At 68.7% G+C, this 14,670-nt stretch carries 13 protein-coding genes; 3 read left to right on the forward strand and 10 right to left on the reverse strand.

Annotation, left to right across the window (positions count from 1 at the left end; translation table 11 throughout):
* Positions 1-319 precede the first annotated feature (319 nt).
* A complete protein-coding gene (locus tag IBL25_RS09095; protein ID WP_187778236.1) occupies positions 320-1,132 on the forward strand; it encodes an AraC family transcriptional regulator in 813 nt (270 codons plus the stop codon).
* 53 nt (positions 1,133-1,185) lie between these two features.
* On the opposite strand, the gene IBL25_RS09100 is transcribed toward IBL25_RS09095, so the two are convergent.
* Positions 1,186-1,968, reverse strand: coding sequence for an SDR family oxidoreductase (locus tag IBL25_RS09100; protein ID WP_187778237.1), 783 nt, complete (start codon positions 1,966-1,968; stop codon positions 1,186-1,188).
* A gap of 315 nt (positions 1,969-2,283) precedes the next feature.
* Between IBL25_RS09100 and IBL25_RS09105 the strand changes: the two genes are divergently transcribed.
* Positions 2,284-3,198 carry an acetamidase/formamidase family protein gene (locus IBL25_RS09105; protein WP_187778238.1) on the forward strand — a complete coding sequence of 305 codons (915 nt, stop codon included), beginning with the start codon at positions 2,284-2,286 and terminating at the stop codon, positions 3,196-3,198.
* 433 nt (positions 3,199-3,631) lie between these two features.
* Here the strand turns inward: IBL25_RS09105 and IBL25_RS09110 are convergent, their stop codons facing one another.
* The 9 genes from IBL25_RS09110 to IBL25_RS09150 all read right to left on the reverse strand — a co-directional run bounded on the left by IBL25_RS09110 (position 3,632) and on the right by IBL25_RS09150 (position 12,578).
* Positions 3,632-4,435 (reverse strand): ABC transporter permease, encoded by an 804-nt coding sequence (locus tag IBL25_RS09110; protein WP_187778239.1) that lies wholly within the window; start codon positions 4,433-4,435, stop codon positions 3,632-3,634.
* Complete coding sequence (locus IBL25_RS09115; RefSeq protein WP_187778240.1) at positions 4,432-5,274, reverse strand: ABC transporter permease; 843 nt, start codon at positions 5,272-5,274, stop codon at positions 4,432-4,434. Before IBL25_RS09115 ends, IBL25_RS09110 begins: the two co-directional genes overlap by 4 nt.
* 4 nt (positions 5,275-5,278) lie before the next feature.
* Entirely contained in the window at positions 5,279-6,349 is a 1,071-nt protein-coding gene (locus IBL25_RS09120) for an ABC transporter ATP-binding protein (RefSeq protein ID WP_187778241.1), read from the reverse strand.
* Complete coding sequence (locus IBL25_RS09125; protein WP_187778242.1) at positions 6,346-7,422, reverse strand: ABC transporter substrate-binding protein; 1,077 nt, start codon at positions 7,420-7,422, stop codon at positions 6,346-6,348. Before IBL25_RS09125 ends, IBL25_RS09120 begins: the two co-directional genes overlap by 4 nt.
* 59 nt (positions 7,423-7,481) lie before the next feature.
* On the reverse strand, positions 7,482-8,732 hold the full coding sequence (locus IBL25_RS09130) for an NAD(P)/FAD-dependent oxidoreductase (protein WP_187778243.1): 1,251 nt from the start codon (positions 8,730-8,732) through the stop codon (positions 7,482-7,484).
* Between the two features lies 1 nt (position 8,733).
* Positions 8,734-9,117 carry a RidA family protein gene (locus IBL25_RS09135; protein ID WP_187778244.1) on the reverse strand — a complete coding sequence of 128 codons (384 nt, stop codon included), beginning with the start codon at positions 9,115-9,117 and terminating at the stop codon, positions 8,734-8,736.
* A gap of 2 nt (positions 9,118-9,119) precedes the next feature.
* Positions 9,120-10,265, reverse strand: a complete 1,146-nt coding sequence (locus IBL25_RS09140) for a M24 family metallopeptidase (RefSeq protein WP_187778245.1) — start codon at positions 10,263-10,265, stop codon at positions 9,120-9,122.
* Entirely contained in the window at positions 10,262-11,596 is a 1,335-nt protein-coding gene (locus IBL25_RS09145) for an NAD(P)/FAD-dependent oxidoreductase (RefSeq protein WP_187778246.1), read from the reverse strand. The genes IBL25_RS09140 and IBL25_RS09145 overlap by 4 nt, the downstream gene beginning before the upstream one ends.
* 73 nt (positions 11,597-11,669) lie before the next feature.
* Positions 11,670-12,578: a LysR substrate-binding domain-containing protein gene (locus IBL25_RS09150; protein ID WP_187778247.1), complete on the reverse strand. Its 909-nt coding sequence runs from the start codon at positions 12,576-12,578 to the stop codon at positions 11,670-11,672.
* Positions 12,579-12,760: 182 nt separating this feature from the next.
* Here IBL25_RS09150 and htpG point away from each other — a divergent pair, with 182 nt between their 5' ends.
* Positions 12,761-14,599 carry a molecular chaperone HtpG gene (gene htpG, locus IBL25_RS09155; protein ID WP_187778248.1) on the forward strand — a complete coding sequence of 613 codons (1,839 nt, stop codon included), beginning with the start codon at positions 12,761-12,763 and terminating at the stop codon, positions 14,597-14,599.
* Positions 14,600-14,670: the final 71 nt, after the last annotated feature.

The raw sequence follows: 14,670 nt of genomic DNA on the forward strand, positions 1-14,670 counted from the left end.
CGGGCGCGGGCCGCGTGGGCCAGGGCGAAGCCCGGGTCGGCCGCGATCGCCTCCTCCAGCGCCTCGGCGGCGCCGGGCCAGGCCGAAAGCAGGAGGTCGATGCCGTCGCGGTACCGCCCGGCCGCGAGGTCGGAGCTGGTCGAGAGCGGCAGGCCGCGGCGGTCGAAGCGGGCCATGGCTGGGTCCTTGCGCTGAGAGCCCGGCGGGTGGGCAGCAGCCCACCGATGCCAGTCTCACCCAGAATATCGCCCCGCATACTGGCCGTCTTTCGACGGGATGCCAATCCATGTAGAATTCCGGACAAGCATCGAGCATGGCCATGATCTGGGAAACGATCACGACGCCGCCTGACGCCGCGCCCCCGAACCCGATGACGGTGCGCGCGCAGTCCATTCCCGCCCGCCATACCTTCCCGGAACACGCGCACGGCTGGAACCAGGTGGTCTACGCCATCTCCGGCGTGCTGACGGTCGCCGTGGAGGGACGCTCCTTCGTGATCTCGCCGGAGCAGGCGGTGTGGCTGCCGACCGGCCTGCCGCACCGGGTCGGCTCGCTGCTGGGGGCGGAGTTCCGCAGCCTCTGGATCGCCGACGAGGCCGGGGCGGGCCTGCCGCAGAGCCCCACGGTCTTCGCCGTCTCGCCCTTGCTCCAGGCCTTGATTGTCGAGGCGGCGGAGATGGAAGGCCGGGACGACCCCGACGGCTATGCCGGCCGGGTCACCCGGCTGATCCTCGACCAGCTCTGGCGCGCGAAGCCCCTGCCGGGCGCCCTTCCCTGGCCACGTGGCGGCTCCCTGGCGACAATATGCGAGGCCCTCTACGCCAAGCCGGACGATTCACGCGGCCCGGAGGAATGGGGCCGGCACCTCGGGATGTCGGGACGGACGCTGACCCGGCGCTTCGAGGCGGAGCTGGGCATGAGCCTCCGCTCCTGGCGGCGGAGGCTGCGGCTCTTCAAGGCGGTCGAGTTGCTGGGCGGCGGCCTGGGCGTGACGCGCACGGCCATGGAGCTCGGCTACGGCTCGACCTCCGCCTTTGTCTATGCCTTCCGCACCGACATGGGATGCAGCCCCCAGGTCTATATGCGCGGCCGCGCGGCGGAGCGGGACCGCGCGGCGCCGGCACGCGGCTGAGCATCCTGACGGGCTGCGGGCCACCCGCCGGCGCCGGGGCAGGCTCCGCGTGCCTACATCACCGGCGACAGGTTGCCGTCCACGTTGATCGCTGTTCCCGTGATGTAGCCGGCGGCATCCGATGCCAGGAAGCAGGCGAGATTGGCGAATTCCTCGGCGGTGCCGACGCGGCCCATGGGAATGCCCCTGCCCATGTCGGCGAGGAATTCCTCATAGGACTGGCCGTTCCGCGCCTTGGCATGGCGGCGGACCCACTGGTCACTCTCGATCAGGCCGACATGGAGCGAGTTGACCAGAATGTTGTGAGGCGCGCCTTCCCCCGCCAGCACCTTGGTGAGGGCCATGCCCGCCGCCCGCGAAACAGCCGTGGGAGCGCCACCGGCCTTGGGTGCCTTGGCACCGATGTTGAGCACGTTGATGATCCGCCCCCAGCGCCGCTCCGCCATCTGCGGCCAGACCAGCCGCGCCAGGCGGATGGCGGCGAAGAGCTTGAGGTCGAGATCGGCCTGCCACACCTCGTCCGTGATGGTCGTGAAGGCGCCGGTCTGCGAGGTGCCGGCATTGTTCACCAGGATATCGACCCGCCCCAGCCCTGCCATGACCTCTTCATGGGCGCGCGTCACGTCCTCCGCCTTGGAGACATCGCAGGCCACCGTCAGGATGCGGCCGCGCGCGGTCGCGCCAACCGCTTCCCGCGCTGCTTCGAGCACCTCCTTGCGGCGCGCCAGCAGCGCCACATCCGCGCCGCTGGCCGCCATGCGGGCCGCGATCGCCAGCCCGAGGCCCTTGCTGCCGCCCGTCACCACGGCCACGCGGCCGTCGAGCTTGATCTCCATGGTCGTTCTTTCCCCCATTTCAGCCTGCTGACGCGGCAGGAACTCTCGGCGGCAACAGGCATGGTGACAAGAGAGGAAGCCGGTCGCGGCGCCGGGTCCCCTCATCCGGGGCCGGAGCGAGCCCGGCGATGCACGGGAATGCCGTCTGATCCGGCGCCATGGCTGCCGATTCCCTGCCCCTGTCCGCTCCCGGACCGCATCCTCTGGCCACTCTTGACCACCCCGGGCGCGCTTCCTAGCGTGCCGGTTACAGCTTTGGCGTAGGCCGACCGACGACACGCCTGGCATCAGAAGAAGCCTTCCCGGGGAGCCAGCATGGCCACGCACCGCTTTCGTCCCACCCGCTACTTCAACGTGATCGGCACCGCCGAGCCATGCCTTCGGATCGCCGATGGCGACACGGTGATCACGGACACCATCGACGCTTCCGGCCTGGATGCGCGCGAGGTGGCCGTCGCGGGGCGGCCGAACCCGATGACGGGGCCGTTCTTCATCGAGGGTGCGGAGCCTGGGGATACGCTCGCCGTCCGCATCGACCGGCTGACCCCGAGCCGCGCGACCGGCTGGACCTACTCGCCCCTCGCCCCCACCGTGCTCGACCCCGCCGCCATGGCCGAGCGGCCGCAGCAGCAGCGCGCCGTCTGGGAGATCGACAGCAAGGCCGGAACCGTGCGGTTGCAGGAGCCTGCCCCGGGCCTGGAGGCCTTCTCCCCACCGCTGCAGCCCATGATCGGCTGCTTCGGGGTGGCGCCGGCGGGCGGGCAGGCGCTCTCCACCTCCACCAGCGCGCAGAATGGCGGGAACATGGACTACCGCCTCTTCGCGCCGGGAACCACAGCCTGGTTCCCGGTCTCGGTGCCCGGCGCGCTCTTCTACCTGGGTGACGGCCATGCCTGCCAGGGCGATGGCGAGATCGTCGGCACCGGCATCGAGACCTCCTTCGAGATGGAGGTCACCTTCCGTGTCCTGAAGCGGACGATCACCTGGCCCCGGGGCGAGACGGCGGAGGATATATTCACCATCGGCAATGCCCGGCCGCTGGATCAAGCGCTGCAGCACGCGACAACCGAAATGATGCGGTGGCTGGGCGAGGACTACGGGCTCGATGCCCGTGCCGCCAGCCACCTGATGGGCCAGGTTGTCCGCTACGATGTCGGCAATGTCTTCAATCCGGCCTTCACGGTTGCCTGCCGCATCTCCAAGCACTGGCTGACCAAGCCGGGGGCGTAAGGAGCGGGCTACCTCCACCTCCGCCACCGGCGCTGTTCCATGCCAGGCAGGCAGCCGCCGGTTCTTCTGCCCAGGCGGGTGATGTCGCATGACGGCATCACCCGCCGGGTGCCGGCGCAGCCCCCTGCCGTCCTGCACAGACTATCCACCCGGTGATCCACAGCTCTGTCCCCGCAATCTGGGGATAAGCATTGATGCGGGAGAGCGGACTCCCCTGCATCGGAGCCTAAGGCAACTCCGGCAGGACCTGCCCCCGCCAGCCCTGCTGCATGGCGGTACCCTTGCTGTCTCCCCGCGCGCGACGCGGGTGAGGATGCTTGAACAGGCAATCGGCCACGGCCTCCAGCCCGCTTGGCGTTCAGCACGGGCCGGAATGCTTCAAACCCATGGCCGCTGCGCTTCCGGAAAAGCAGAGCCGTGATCCAACGGACCTTCAGCTCCTGGAAAGGGTACGCTCCCGCGCGCGGCGCACCCCCCATTCTAGCAGCAGGGCGATGCAGGTCAGCGCGATCAGCAGGCTGCTCACGGCCGCGATGGTGGGCTCCACTTCCAGCAGAAGGCTGTTCCAGATCCGCACCGGCAAAGTTTCCGCCCGGATGCCGGCGAGGAAGAGCGAGATGACCAGTTCGTCGAAAGAGGTGAGGAAGGAGAAGAGCATGGCTGAAACCAGCCCCGGCAGCACCAGCGGCAGCACCACCCGCCGGAACACCTCCATGCGCGTGCAGCCGAAGATCATGGCCGCGCGCTCCAGATTCGGGTCCACCACCTTCAGCGCGGATTGCAGGATGACCAGCACGATGGGCAGCGCGACCACGCTATGCGCCACGGCGATCCAGGGCTTGAAGCCGATGAGCCCGAAGCGCGCGGACAGGAAGTAAAGCGCGATGGCCGTCACCACATGCGGTACGATAAGCGGCATCAGCAGCAGCGCGGTGATGGTCTTGCGGATGCTGAAGGTGCCGCGCGCCATGGCATAGGCCGCCAGGAAGCCGAGCACCGTGGAAAGCACGCAGGTCATCGCCGCGATCAGGAAGGAGTTCCAGAGCGATGCCAGCCAGCGCGGGTCGCCCAGGAAGCGGACATACCAGCGCAGGGACAGCGTATCGGGCGGGAACTTCAGATAACCGTCGCCGCTGAAGGAGGCGATGACGACGATCAGGATGGGCGCCAGCATCGCCGTGCACAGCACAACGACGAGGAGTTGCAGCGCCGCCGTGCGGAGTGTCGGCCCGATCATCGCGCGAAGCCTCCCTCGGCCTTGTCCGAGACACGCCCATAGATGGCATAGAGCGCCAGGGTGATGCCCAGCAGCACGATGGTCATCAGCGCCGCGACCGGCCAGTTGTGCGAAAGCTCGATCTCACGCTCGATGAGCATGGCCATCATGACATCGCCCGGACCGCCCATCAGCGCCGGGGTGATGAAGAAGCCCAGTGCCAGGATGAAGACGATCAGCGACCCGGCGGTAACGCCATGCAGGGTCAGGGGCAGGAAGACCTTGGCGAAGACCGCCAGCGGCCGCGCGCCCATCCCTTCCGCCGCCTGCAGCAGCCGCTGGTCCACGGCCTTCATGGCGGCGTAGAGCGTCAGCACCATGTAGGGCAGCAGCACATAGGTCATGCCGATGATGACGCCGGTGCGGTTGTAGAGCAGGTCCACCGGCTCCGAGGCGAAGCCGAGGCCGAGCAGGATCTGGTTGATCAAACCATTGCGCCCCAGGATCACCATCCAGGCATAGGTGCGGACGATGACACTGGTGAAATAGGGGATGACGATGCAGAGCAGCACGAGGGAGAAGGCAAGCCCCCTGGCGCGCGACAAGGCATAGGACAGCGGATAGCCGATGACGAGGACCATCACGGTCACTGTCAGCGCGATGCCATTGGTGTTGAGGATGGCGCCCAGAATGGCGCGCGAGCCCAGCACGGCCCGGGTTTCGAGCCAAACCTCCTCCAGGCTGCCGAGTTCCAGCAGGGATTCCCAGATGAACCAGCCGATGGGCGTGATGAACAGCAGAAGGAGGAGCGCCAGGGCGGGCGCGATCAGCGCCCATTTGGCGGCATGGCGTAGCGGCATCGGCTCACGCCTCCAGAAGCAGGGCGTCGGCCCTTTGCCAGCCGAGGCGGACCTTCTCCCCGGGCTGCCGCAGAACGGTGCCGGATGCATTGGTCGCGTCGCACAGCACGATCTGCCCGTCAGGAAGCGTCACCTCATAGCGCACCACATTGCCGAGAAAGGCCGTGTGCCGCACCGTTCCCGCCACCTGGTTGGCGGATGGCTCGCCCTGGTCGGGCAAGACGGACACCTTTTCCGGCCGCACGAAGACCTGCCCTTCCGCGGCCTGCCCCGGATCGGACGCCACCTCGAACCAGGCGCCGCTGGCGCCGCGCAGCGCGCCGCCTTCGCGCCGCGCCCGGATGAGGTTCGCCTCGCCCAGGAACTTGGCGACGAAGGCGCTGCCGGGGCGCTCGTAGACCTCACGCGGCGGGCCCATCTGCGCGATGCTGCCGCGGTTCATGATGGCGATGCGGTCCGACATGGTCAGCGCCTCTTCCTGGTCGTGCGTGACATAGATCACGGTCATGCCCAGGCGGCGGGAGATCTCCTTGATCTCCACCTGCATGTGGTAGCGGAGGTTCTTGTCGAGCGCGCCGAGCGGCTCATCCATCAGCACCACGCGCGGGTGCCCCACAATGGCGCGGGCGAGCGCGACGCGCTGCTGCTGGCCGCCCGAAAGCTCCCGCGCGAAGCGTTTCTCGAAGCCGGTCAGCTTCACCATCTCCAGCGCGGCGGCCACGCGCTTCGCTACCTCCGGCTTCGGCACCTTGCGCACATTCAGCGGAAAGGCGACGTTTCCGAAGACATCGAGATGCGGGAAGATGGCGTAGTTCTGGAACACCATGCCAAGCCCACGGTCGCGTGGCGGCGCGCGCGTCGCGTCCTTGCCGTCGATATGGATGCGGCCGCCATCGGGCAGCGTGAAGCCCGCGATCATCGACAGCGTTGTGGTCTTTCCGCTGCCGGACGGCCCGAGCAGGGTGAAGAACTCGCCCTGCGGAATGGTCAGGGAAATGTCCCTGACCACCGTCTCCAAGCCATAGGTCTTGCTGACTGACTCCAGGCGGACGCCCTGGGACGCGGATGTGCTCATCCGAGAATCCAGCGCGACCACTGGCGGTTGACCCGCTCGCGGTTCGATTCCCACCAGCTTACATCGCGCATGAAGCCGATCTGCTTCGAATTGGGGCCGCCCGGCATGCGCGTGAGATGCTCGGCCGGGACATGCCCGAAGGCCTTCTGGTTGGTCGGGCCGTATTGCAGGTCCACCGAATACTTCGCCTGCACCTCGGGCTGCATCATGAAATCGATCAGCTTCTGCGCATTGGCCTGGTTGGGGGAGCCCTTGAACACGCTGAGCGCCTGGACCTGGATCATGTTCTCGTTCCAGTCGAAGCCCAGCGGCGCCCCTTTGTCGATCAGGGTCTGCAGCCGCCCGTTCCAGATGGAGCCCAGCACCACCTCCTGGTCCGAGAGCATCTGCGCCGAAAGCGCGCCGGTATCCCAGAACTTGCGGATCTGGGGCCGGATGCGACCGAGGGACTTGAAGGCGCGGTCAATGTCGATGGGGTAGATCTGGTCGCGCGGCACGCCATCCGCGAGCAGGGCGAGCTCAAGGTCCGGCTGGCCGGAGGCCATGTCCGCCAGCATGCGCGGGCCGGGGAACTTGCCGGCGTCCCAGAACTCGGCCCAGCTCCTGGGGTGCTGACCTTCGGGGAACTTGGTCTTGTTGAAGGCGAGGACGGTGGAATAGACGAAGTTGGCGACGCGGGTGTCGTGGCGGTAATCCGCGCCGACATCCTCGGGCTTGCTCCACTTCCAGCTACCGTAGTCGATCGGCGCGAGGGCACCCATGCGGCCGAGCGTGACCAGGGGGCCGTCGCCGGTGTCGATGAGGTCAAGCTCCACATTGTTGGCGCGGAACATGGCCAGCAGCTTGGCCACGGTCGCGGCCACGGGCATCACCGTGACGCCGGTTTCCCGGGTGAAGGGGTCGTAGACATGGCGGCGCATGATGTCGTCATAAGCGCCGCCTGGTGTGCGGACGATCACCTGCCCAGCGGCCCGGGCGGGACCGGCGATGACATAGGGCGCGGCCAGGGCGGCACCACCCATGGCAAGGAAGCGGCGCCTGGAGGGGGAAAGCATCAACCTGTCGTTTCGCATGACGGAACTCCTGTCAGGTTTCACGGCATTGGCGTGCGGCGGGCGTTTGGCGCCCATGGTCAGAATCGGGCTGCCGAATAGGGCGCGGGATCGATGCCCGGGGGCCGCCCGGTGGCGAGCTGCGCCACAAGCTTGCCGCTCGGCGGCCCGCCAGTCATGCCGAAATGGCTGTGGCCGAAGCAGAGAAAGAGGCCGCGATGGCCCGGCGCGGGCCCGAGCACCGGCAGGCTGTCCGGCGTTGAGGGGCGGTGGCCCATCCACAGCTTCGGCTCCTCCGTCCGCAGGTCCGGGAAGAGGCGTCTGGCCTGGTCGTAGAGGACCTTGGCACGCCTCTCGTCCGGCGCCGCCTCCAGCCCGGCGATCTCCACCGTGCCGGCGACGCGGATGCCCTCTTCCATCGGTGTCATGCCGAAGCTGCGGCTCTTCTGCAGGATCGGGAAGCGCAGGGAGATGGAGGGGCTGGGCAGCATCGCGTGGTATCCACGCTCGGTTTCCAGCGGCACCCGCAGCCCCAGGGGCTCCAGCAGCCTGCCCGACCAGGCACCGCCGGCGAGGACCACCTTCTCCGCGCGGTGGTTGCCCACATTGGTGAAGACCATCCAGCCGCGCCCTTCCTCGGGGATCAGCTTCAGCACGCGCTCGGGCAGCATTGCCCCGCCTTCGGCGCGGAACATCTCCGCCAGGGTGCGAAGCAGGCGGGGCGGGCTGACGGTATGGCCATTGCCGGGGATGAGGACGCCGCGAACCACTTCCCGCGCCAGGCCGGGGAACATCTGCCGGAGGTCGTCCGCGCCGAGTTCCTCGCTGCGGATGCCATGTTCCTCGCGCAGGCCGCGCTCGATCCGGCCGGTGGCGGTTTCCGTCGCCGAATCCCACATCTGCACCTGCCCGGACTGCCGGATCAGGTCGTGATAGGCGGCGTCGCCCAGCAACTCCTTCCAGTCCTGGAAGGCGTTCACATGCAGGGCGCGCATCGCCTTCGCGATCTCACGGACGCGCTCCATGCGGCCCGCCCGCACCCACTTCATGAGCCAGGGCGTGGCCTTGGGCATATAGGCCGGGCGGATGGACAGCGGGCCCAGCGGGTCGTTGAGCCAGCCCGGCACCTGGCGCAGCATGCCCGGCATGGCGATCGGCACCACCGTATCCGCGGAGAGCAGTCCGGCATTGCCGAAGGAAGCGCCGCCCGGGGAAGGCAGGGGATCGATCAGCGTGACGGCCTGCCCCATCCGCAGCAGGTTCAGCGCCGCGGACAGCCCCGCCACGCCGCCACCCACCACGATGACGCCGGAGGGCGCCTCCACGGGCATGTCAGGCGGCTCCCAGATGCGCCGTGGCGATCATCTCGATGCGCATGCCCGGCGCCAGCAGTTCCTTCACCACCACGGTGGCGCGGCAGGGGAAGGGCTCGGTGAAGACTTCGCGCCACACGGCATTCATCGCGGGGGCGTCGGCGCCATCCACCAGGAACACCTGCAGCATCATGACATCGGCGAGGGAGCCGCCCGCCCCTTCCATGGCGATCCGCAGGTTCTCCAGCGTGCGGCGGGTCTGCACCGTGATGTCGCCCTGGACGATCTCGCCGGTGACAGGGTCCTTTGGGATCTGCGCGGTAAGGACGAGCGGTCCCTTGCGCACCACGCCGGAAATCGGCCCCTTGGAAGCGACCAGCCCGGTCTTGACGGCTTCGAACATGCTCAGTCTCCGATGTCGTTGATGATGAGGCCGCGCGGGAAGCGGGTCAGGCGTTCTGGCCCGTCTTCCCGCACCAGCACGGTCTCGCTGATCGAGGCGCCGCCGGCCGAGGCATAGATGTGGAAGACCATGCCGGCCTCGACCTTCCAGCCAGCGCCGGGATGCAGGATGCGGGTGAAGTCGCTGGTGCGCGGCGTTTGCGGCGCATAGAGGCCCAGCGTGTAGCCGGTGATATTGTCATAAGCGGGCCGCAGGCCGGAGCGGATGACCCCTTCCCGCAGGATGGCATCCACCTCGGAAGCGACCGCGCCCGGCCTGAGCGCGGCGATCTGCTCGTCCTGCAAGGCAACAAGCGTTTCCGCCGCCGCCGCCAGGCTGGCCGAGGGCCGGCCGAGGCTGACGCAGCGCATGATGCGGGCGCTGTAGCCGGCGATGCGCGGCGTCAGCTCGATATGCACCACATCGCCGGCGGAAAGCGGCACGTCGCTGAGATGGCCATGCAGGAAGTCCCAGCCGGTTCCGGCGCTGATCGGGCCGGGCGGGCCCGGGTCCGCGCCGAGTTCCACATAGGCCGAGACCGCGATGCGGGCGGCGTCGCGCTGCGTGCCGCCGGGGATGCAGGCAGCGGCGGCGCGGCGCAGCGCCTCGTCGGCGACCGCGGAGCAGCGGCGCAGCAGCGCGATCTCGGCCGGCGACTTGATGAGCCGGAGTTCGTTCACCACCGGGCCCATGTCCGCCAGTTCCATCTCCGGCAGCGCGGCGCGCAATTGCCCGAAGCGGCGGACCGACATGGCATAAGAATTGAAGTCGAGGCCAAGCCTAGCGCGCGACAGTCCCCTTTCGGCGAGGGCGGCAGCGAGGACCGGCATCGGGTCCTCCCAGTCGCGATAGGTCGGGATGTCCTTGATCCAGGTGCGCTGCCGGCAGGGTGCGGCGTCCAGCGCACGGATCAGGAAGAAGGGCTCGGCATCCAGCGGCACCACGACGCAGCGCCAGCGGTTGAGCGAGCTGCCATAGCCCGACAGCCAGGTCATCGCCTCGATCTCGTCGAGCAGGGCGACGCCGATGCCGGTAGCCTCCATGCGATACCGCAGCGCGGCCAGCCGGTCGGCGTATTCCTTGGTGGGGAACGGGGTATCGCCCGTCATTGGCGTGCCTTGGCGGGGGTGGAGCGCCAACCGTCCATCCGGTCCCGGATCTGGTAGGAAGCGCCCACCAGGGGCAGGAACCAAGGCCGGCCGGAATAGCCGGGCATGGTCGGGAAGGGCATGCGGGAAAAGGCGGAGGCGCGGTTGGAAGCCCCCAGCATCTGCCGTGCGGCGCAGCGCCCGAGATGGGTCATGGTGACGACGCCGCTGCCATTGCAGCCCAGCGCGTAATGAACGCCATCCTGCTGGCCTACATGCGGCAGGTAGTCGAAGGCGAAGGCAACATTGCCCTTCCAGCCATGGGTGATCCGCACCCCAGCGAGGTCCGGCAGCAGTCCCGTCAGGAAACCATGCAGCCGCGTGGCGGCACGCGTGGCATCGGCATCGATGAAGCTGGCGCGGCCACCGAACAGGATGCGGGTGAAGTCCGGCGAGGGGCGGAAGTAGTAGAGAACCTTCTTGGTGTCGCCATAGACGCGCAGCCGGGGCAGCAGCCTGCGCACACGCTCCTCACCCAGCGGCTCGGTCGCGATCATGTAGCTCGCCACCGGCACCAGGCGGCGGCGGTGCCAGGGCGTCGCTTCCCCGGTATAGCCGTTGGTGGCGACCATGACCTGCGCCGCCGATACATCCCCAAGGCTGGTGCGGACCCGGTGCCGGGTGCCGTCCTTCTCCAGCCCGGTCACGCTGACCCCGCCGCGCAACTCGGCCCCCAGCCCGGCGGCCGCCTTGGCCAGCCCCTGGACGTAGAGCCCGGGATGGAGCGATCCGGCCCGCTCGATCAGCAGCCCGCCGTGGTAGAGGTCGGTGGCCACCTCCTCCTGGACACGCGCCCGCTCCAGGATGGTGGCGGTGTCGCGGCCGGTGCGGTTCAGCATCTCCGCGCGGCGTTTCAGCGTGTCCAGCGCCTTGGGCGCATGCGCGCCGACGAAGCGCCCCGTCTTGCGAAAGAAGCACTGCACGCCTTCGCGCTGGAGAAAGGTCTCGAACTCGTCGAAGGAGCCCTCCGCTTCCTCCACCATCTCTTTCAGCAGCCTGGCATCGAGGGTATGCAGGTCGGAGCGTGCGCGCCCAAGGCTGCCCGCCCCGGACAGCGCCCCGCCATTGCGCGAGGATGCGCCCCAGCCGATGGCCTCGCGGTCCAGGACCAGGGCCTTCACCCCGCTCCGGCCCAGCTCGATGGCGGTGGACAGGCCGGCGATGCCGCCGCCGATGATCACGACATCGGCCGTATCGGGCAGAGGCTGCGGACTTCCGGCGGGTGGTGGCGGGGCCAGGTCCCACCAATACGGCCGCTCAATGAAGTCAGGGGCGAGGAGGTCGGTTTTCATGCTCACGCCGGAACTCTGGCATGCGCCCGGCGCGGGCATCCATCCCAACTCTGGTTATGCCACCCAGCGCTGGTTATGACAGGCGGGTGACACGTCCAGGCGGCGTCTCGGACAGGATTTCCTCGGCGCATTGGCCCAGCAGCCTGAGAAAGGCGGCCCGGTCGAACTGGTTGTTCATCCCCTCGGACCAGATCGCCCGGTATTCGAAGACCAGGGCGGGCTCGAAGTCGCGCAGCACCAGCCCGCGCGGAATGAAGGGACGGGCTGCGAAGGCATCGGTGAAAGCGATGCCCACCCCCGCATGGGCCATGCCCGCCGCGCCGATGATGAGAGGGCATTCCGCCATCTCCACCGGCCGCACGCCCTCATCCTGCAGCACCCGGTCCACCAGCGCCTGCGGCCCTTCGTGGCGGGAGATGGCCACGAAGGGCTGGCCGTGGAGGTCGGCCGGCCGGATCGTGTCCCGCTCCGCCAGGGCATGGCCGGGTGGCAGGGCGCAAAGCGCCCGCGCGCGCGCCAGCAGGAAGGAGCGCATGCCCGGCACCCGCGCCGGCGCGCAGGACAGGCCCAGCTCCGCCCGGCGGGAGGCGGCCATGGCCATCACGCCTCCCGCGTCGCGGGTGGTAACCGCCAGCCGCTCCGGCCCGCCATGCCGCAGCCAGCGTCCGGTTACGGGGGGCATCAACTCCTGCGCCAACACCGGGATGGAGGCGATCACGGCGCGGCGTGGCTGCTCCGCCCGCAGGCGCTCCACCAGATGCCCGATCTCCTCCATGCCCACGAAAAGGCGCTCGGTTTCCTCGAACAGGTTGAGGCCGCGTTGGGTAGGGACCAGCCGGCCATGCAGGCGCTCGAACAGGCAGAAGCCACAGAGATCCTCCGTCTGCGCCAGGATCTTGCTGACGCCCGGCTGGCTCATCCCAAGGACCCGGCTGGCCCCGGTGATGCTGCCGGTGCGCACAACCGCGCGAAAGACCTCCAACTGTCGATGCTGCAAACGGAGCTGTGCCATCCGCGTATTGGAGCAGTCCGGCGGTCCGTGGAGAAGTGGCCCGTGGCCCCAGCTCGGCCCCGCGGCGTGGGACGGCGCGGCGGTCGTTGAAAGATGCGGGCCGATCCTACATATCGCGCCTCGCTGAGCCTGACCCTTGAGGGAGATGCATTGTGAGCGAAGCCTTGGAGCGGCATGAATTCGGCGCCGAAGTGGGGCGCCTGCTCGATCTCGTTGTCCACGCGCTATACTCGGAACGTGAGATCTTCCTGCGCGAGCTGGTTGCCAATGCCGCCGACGCGGTGGACCGCCGCCGGTTCGAGGCCCTGACGGAGCCGGGCCTGATGCTGCCGGGCGAAGCCAAGCTGCGCATTGTCCCGGACAAGACCGCCCGCACCCTGACCCTCTCCGACCCTGGCATCGGCATGAGCAAGGCGGAGCTGGCGCAGCACCTCGGCACCATCGCGCGCTCCGGCACCCTGGCCTTCGCCAAGTCGCTGGCCGAGGCACCGGCGGCGGAGAAGCCCAGCCTGATCGGCCAGTTCGGCGTCGGCTTCTATTCGGCCTTCATGGTGGCGGACCGGGTGGAGGTGACCTCCCGCCGCGCCGGCACGGAGGAGGCCTGGACCTGGGCCTCCGAAGGCCGGGGAGAATATACCCTGGCCCCCGCCAGCCGCGAGGAAGCCGGCACCGACATCGTGCTGCACATCAAGCCGGACGCGGAGGAGTTCCTGGAGCCGATCCGGCTGCAGACCATCATCCGCAAATGGGCCGACCACATCACCATCCCCATCACCGTGGTGCGGGACGGGGAGGAGCAGCCGGCCAACGAGGGCACGGCGCTCTGGCGCAAGCCGAAGTCGGAGATCACAGAGGAACAATACGCCGACTTCTACCGCCATGTGGCCCATGCCTTCGATGAGCCCTGGGCCACGCTGCACTGGCGCGCCGAAGGCACGGTGGATTTCAGCGCGCTGCTCTTCATCCCCGGCATGAAGCCCTTCCAGGTGGTGGAAGGGGAGCGGGAGAGCCGCCTGCGCCTGCATGTCCGCCGCATGTTCATCACCGAGGATGCCAAGCTGCTGCCACCCTGGCTGCGCTTCGTGCATGGCGTGGTGGATACCGAGGACCTGCCGCTGAACGTATCGCGCGAGATGCTGCAGGCGACGCCGGTGCTGGGCCGCATCCGCAAGGCGGTGACCAGCCGCGTGCTCTCCGAGTTGAAGTCCCGCGCCAAGGATGCCGAGGATTACGCCAAGTTCTGGGAGAACTTCGGCGTGGTGCTGAAGGAAGGCGTCTGGGAGGATGCCGAGCACCGGCAGGACGTGGCCAGGCTGCTGCGCTTCCGTTCCTCGGCGGTGGAGGGCTGGACCTCGCTGGCCGATTACGTCGGCCGGATGAAGCCGGAACAGGAAGCGATCTATTTCCTCGCCGGTGACAGCGCGGAGGCTCTGGCCAAATCGCCACAGCTGGAGGGCTTCAAGGCCCGTGGTGTCGAGGTGCTGCTGCTGGCAGACCAGATCGACGCCTTCTGGCCGGAGCGGGTGGAGAGCTTCGAGGGCAAGAAGCTGCGCAGCATCACCCAGGGCGATATCGACCTCTCCAAGCTGCCGCTGGAGGGAGAGGCTGCCGCGGAGGCAGCCGACCTCGCCCCGCTCCTGCCATTGCTGAAAGAGGCGCTGAAGGACGAAGTGGCGGACGTGCAGGCCACGGATCGGCTGGTGGGCAGCGCGGTGGTGCTGGCGGCCGAGGCTGGCGGGCCGGACCTGCAGATGCAGCGGCTGCTGCGCCGGGCGGGCCGTGCCTTCGGCCCCGACCGGGCCGTGCTGCAGTTGAACCCGCGCCATCCCCTGATCCGGCGCCTGGCGGAGCGCGCCGGCGCGGGCGCCGACCTGGCGGAGACGGCGGGCCTGCTCCTGGACCTCGCCCGCGTGCAGGATGGCGACACGCCGCGTGACCCGGTGGCCTTCGCCAGCCGGGTCGCCGCGGCGCTGGCAGCGGAAGCTGGCTGAGAGGCCAGAGCGCGGGCGTGCTTCGGCTAAGGGCCGCCCGCGCTTCTCCTATCGCGGAAGGGCTCCAGCCC

Origin of the sequence: Pseudoroseomonas ludipueritiae, assembly GCF_014490445.1 — a bacterium.
Lineage (GTDB): Bacteria > Pseudomonadota > Alphaproteobacteria > Acetobacterales > Acetobacteraceae > Pseudoroseomonas > Pseudoroseomonas ludipueritiae.

What these genes read in the sequence shown, in the direction of transcription:
- IBL25_RS09095 (WP_187778236.1), top strand. Translation starts at nt 320, where the DNA reads ATGATCTGGGAAACGATCACGACGCCGCCTGACGCCGCGCCCCCGAAC.
- IBL25_RS09100 (WP_187778237.1), bottom strand. Translation starts at nt 1,968, where the DNA reads ATGGAGATCAAGCTCGACGGCCGCGTGGCCGTGGTGACGGGCGGCAGC.
- IBL25_RS09105 (WP_187778238.1), top strand. Translation starts at nt 2,284, where the DNA reads ATGGCCACGCACCGCTTTCGTCCCACCCGCTACTTCAACGTGATCGGC.
- IBL25_RS09110 (WP_187778239.1), bottom strand. Translation starts at nt 4,435, where the DNA reads ATGATCGGGCCGACACTCCGCACGGCGGCGCTGCAACTCCTCGTCGTT.
- IBL25_RS09115 (WP_187778240.1), bottom strand. Translation starts at nt 5,274, where the DNA reads ATGCCGCTACGCCATGCCGCCAAATGGGCGCTGATCGCGCCCGCCCTG.
- IBL25_RS09120 (WP_187778241.1), bottom strand. Translation starts at nt 6,349, where the DNA reads ATGAGCACATCCGCGTCCCAGGGCGTCCGCCTGGAGTCAGTCAGCAAG.
- IBL25_RS09125 (WP_187778242.1), bottom strand. Translation starts at nt 7,422, where the DNA reads ATGCGAAACGACAGGTTGATGCTTTCCCCCTCCAGGCGCCGCTTCCTT.
- IBL25_RS09130 (WP_187778243.1), bottom strand. Translation starts at nt 8,732, where the DNA reads ATGCCCGTGGAGGCGCCCTCCGGCGTCATCGTGGTGGGTGGCGGCGTG.
- IBL25_RS09135 (WP_187778244.1), bottom strand. Translation starts at nt 9,117, where the DNA reads ATGTTCGAAGCCGTCAAGACCGGGCTGGTCGCTTCCAAGGGGCCGATT.
- IBL25_RS09140 (WP_187778245.1), bottom strand. Translation starts at nt 10,265, where the DNA reads ATGACGGGCGATACCCCGTTCCCCACCAAGGAATACGCCGACCGGCTG.
- IBL25_RS09145 (WP_187778246.1), bottom strand. Translation starts at nt 11,596, where the DNA reads ATGAAAACCGACCTCCTCGCCCCTGACTTCATTGAGCGGCCGTATTGG.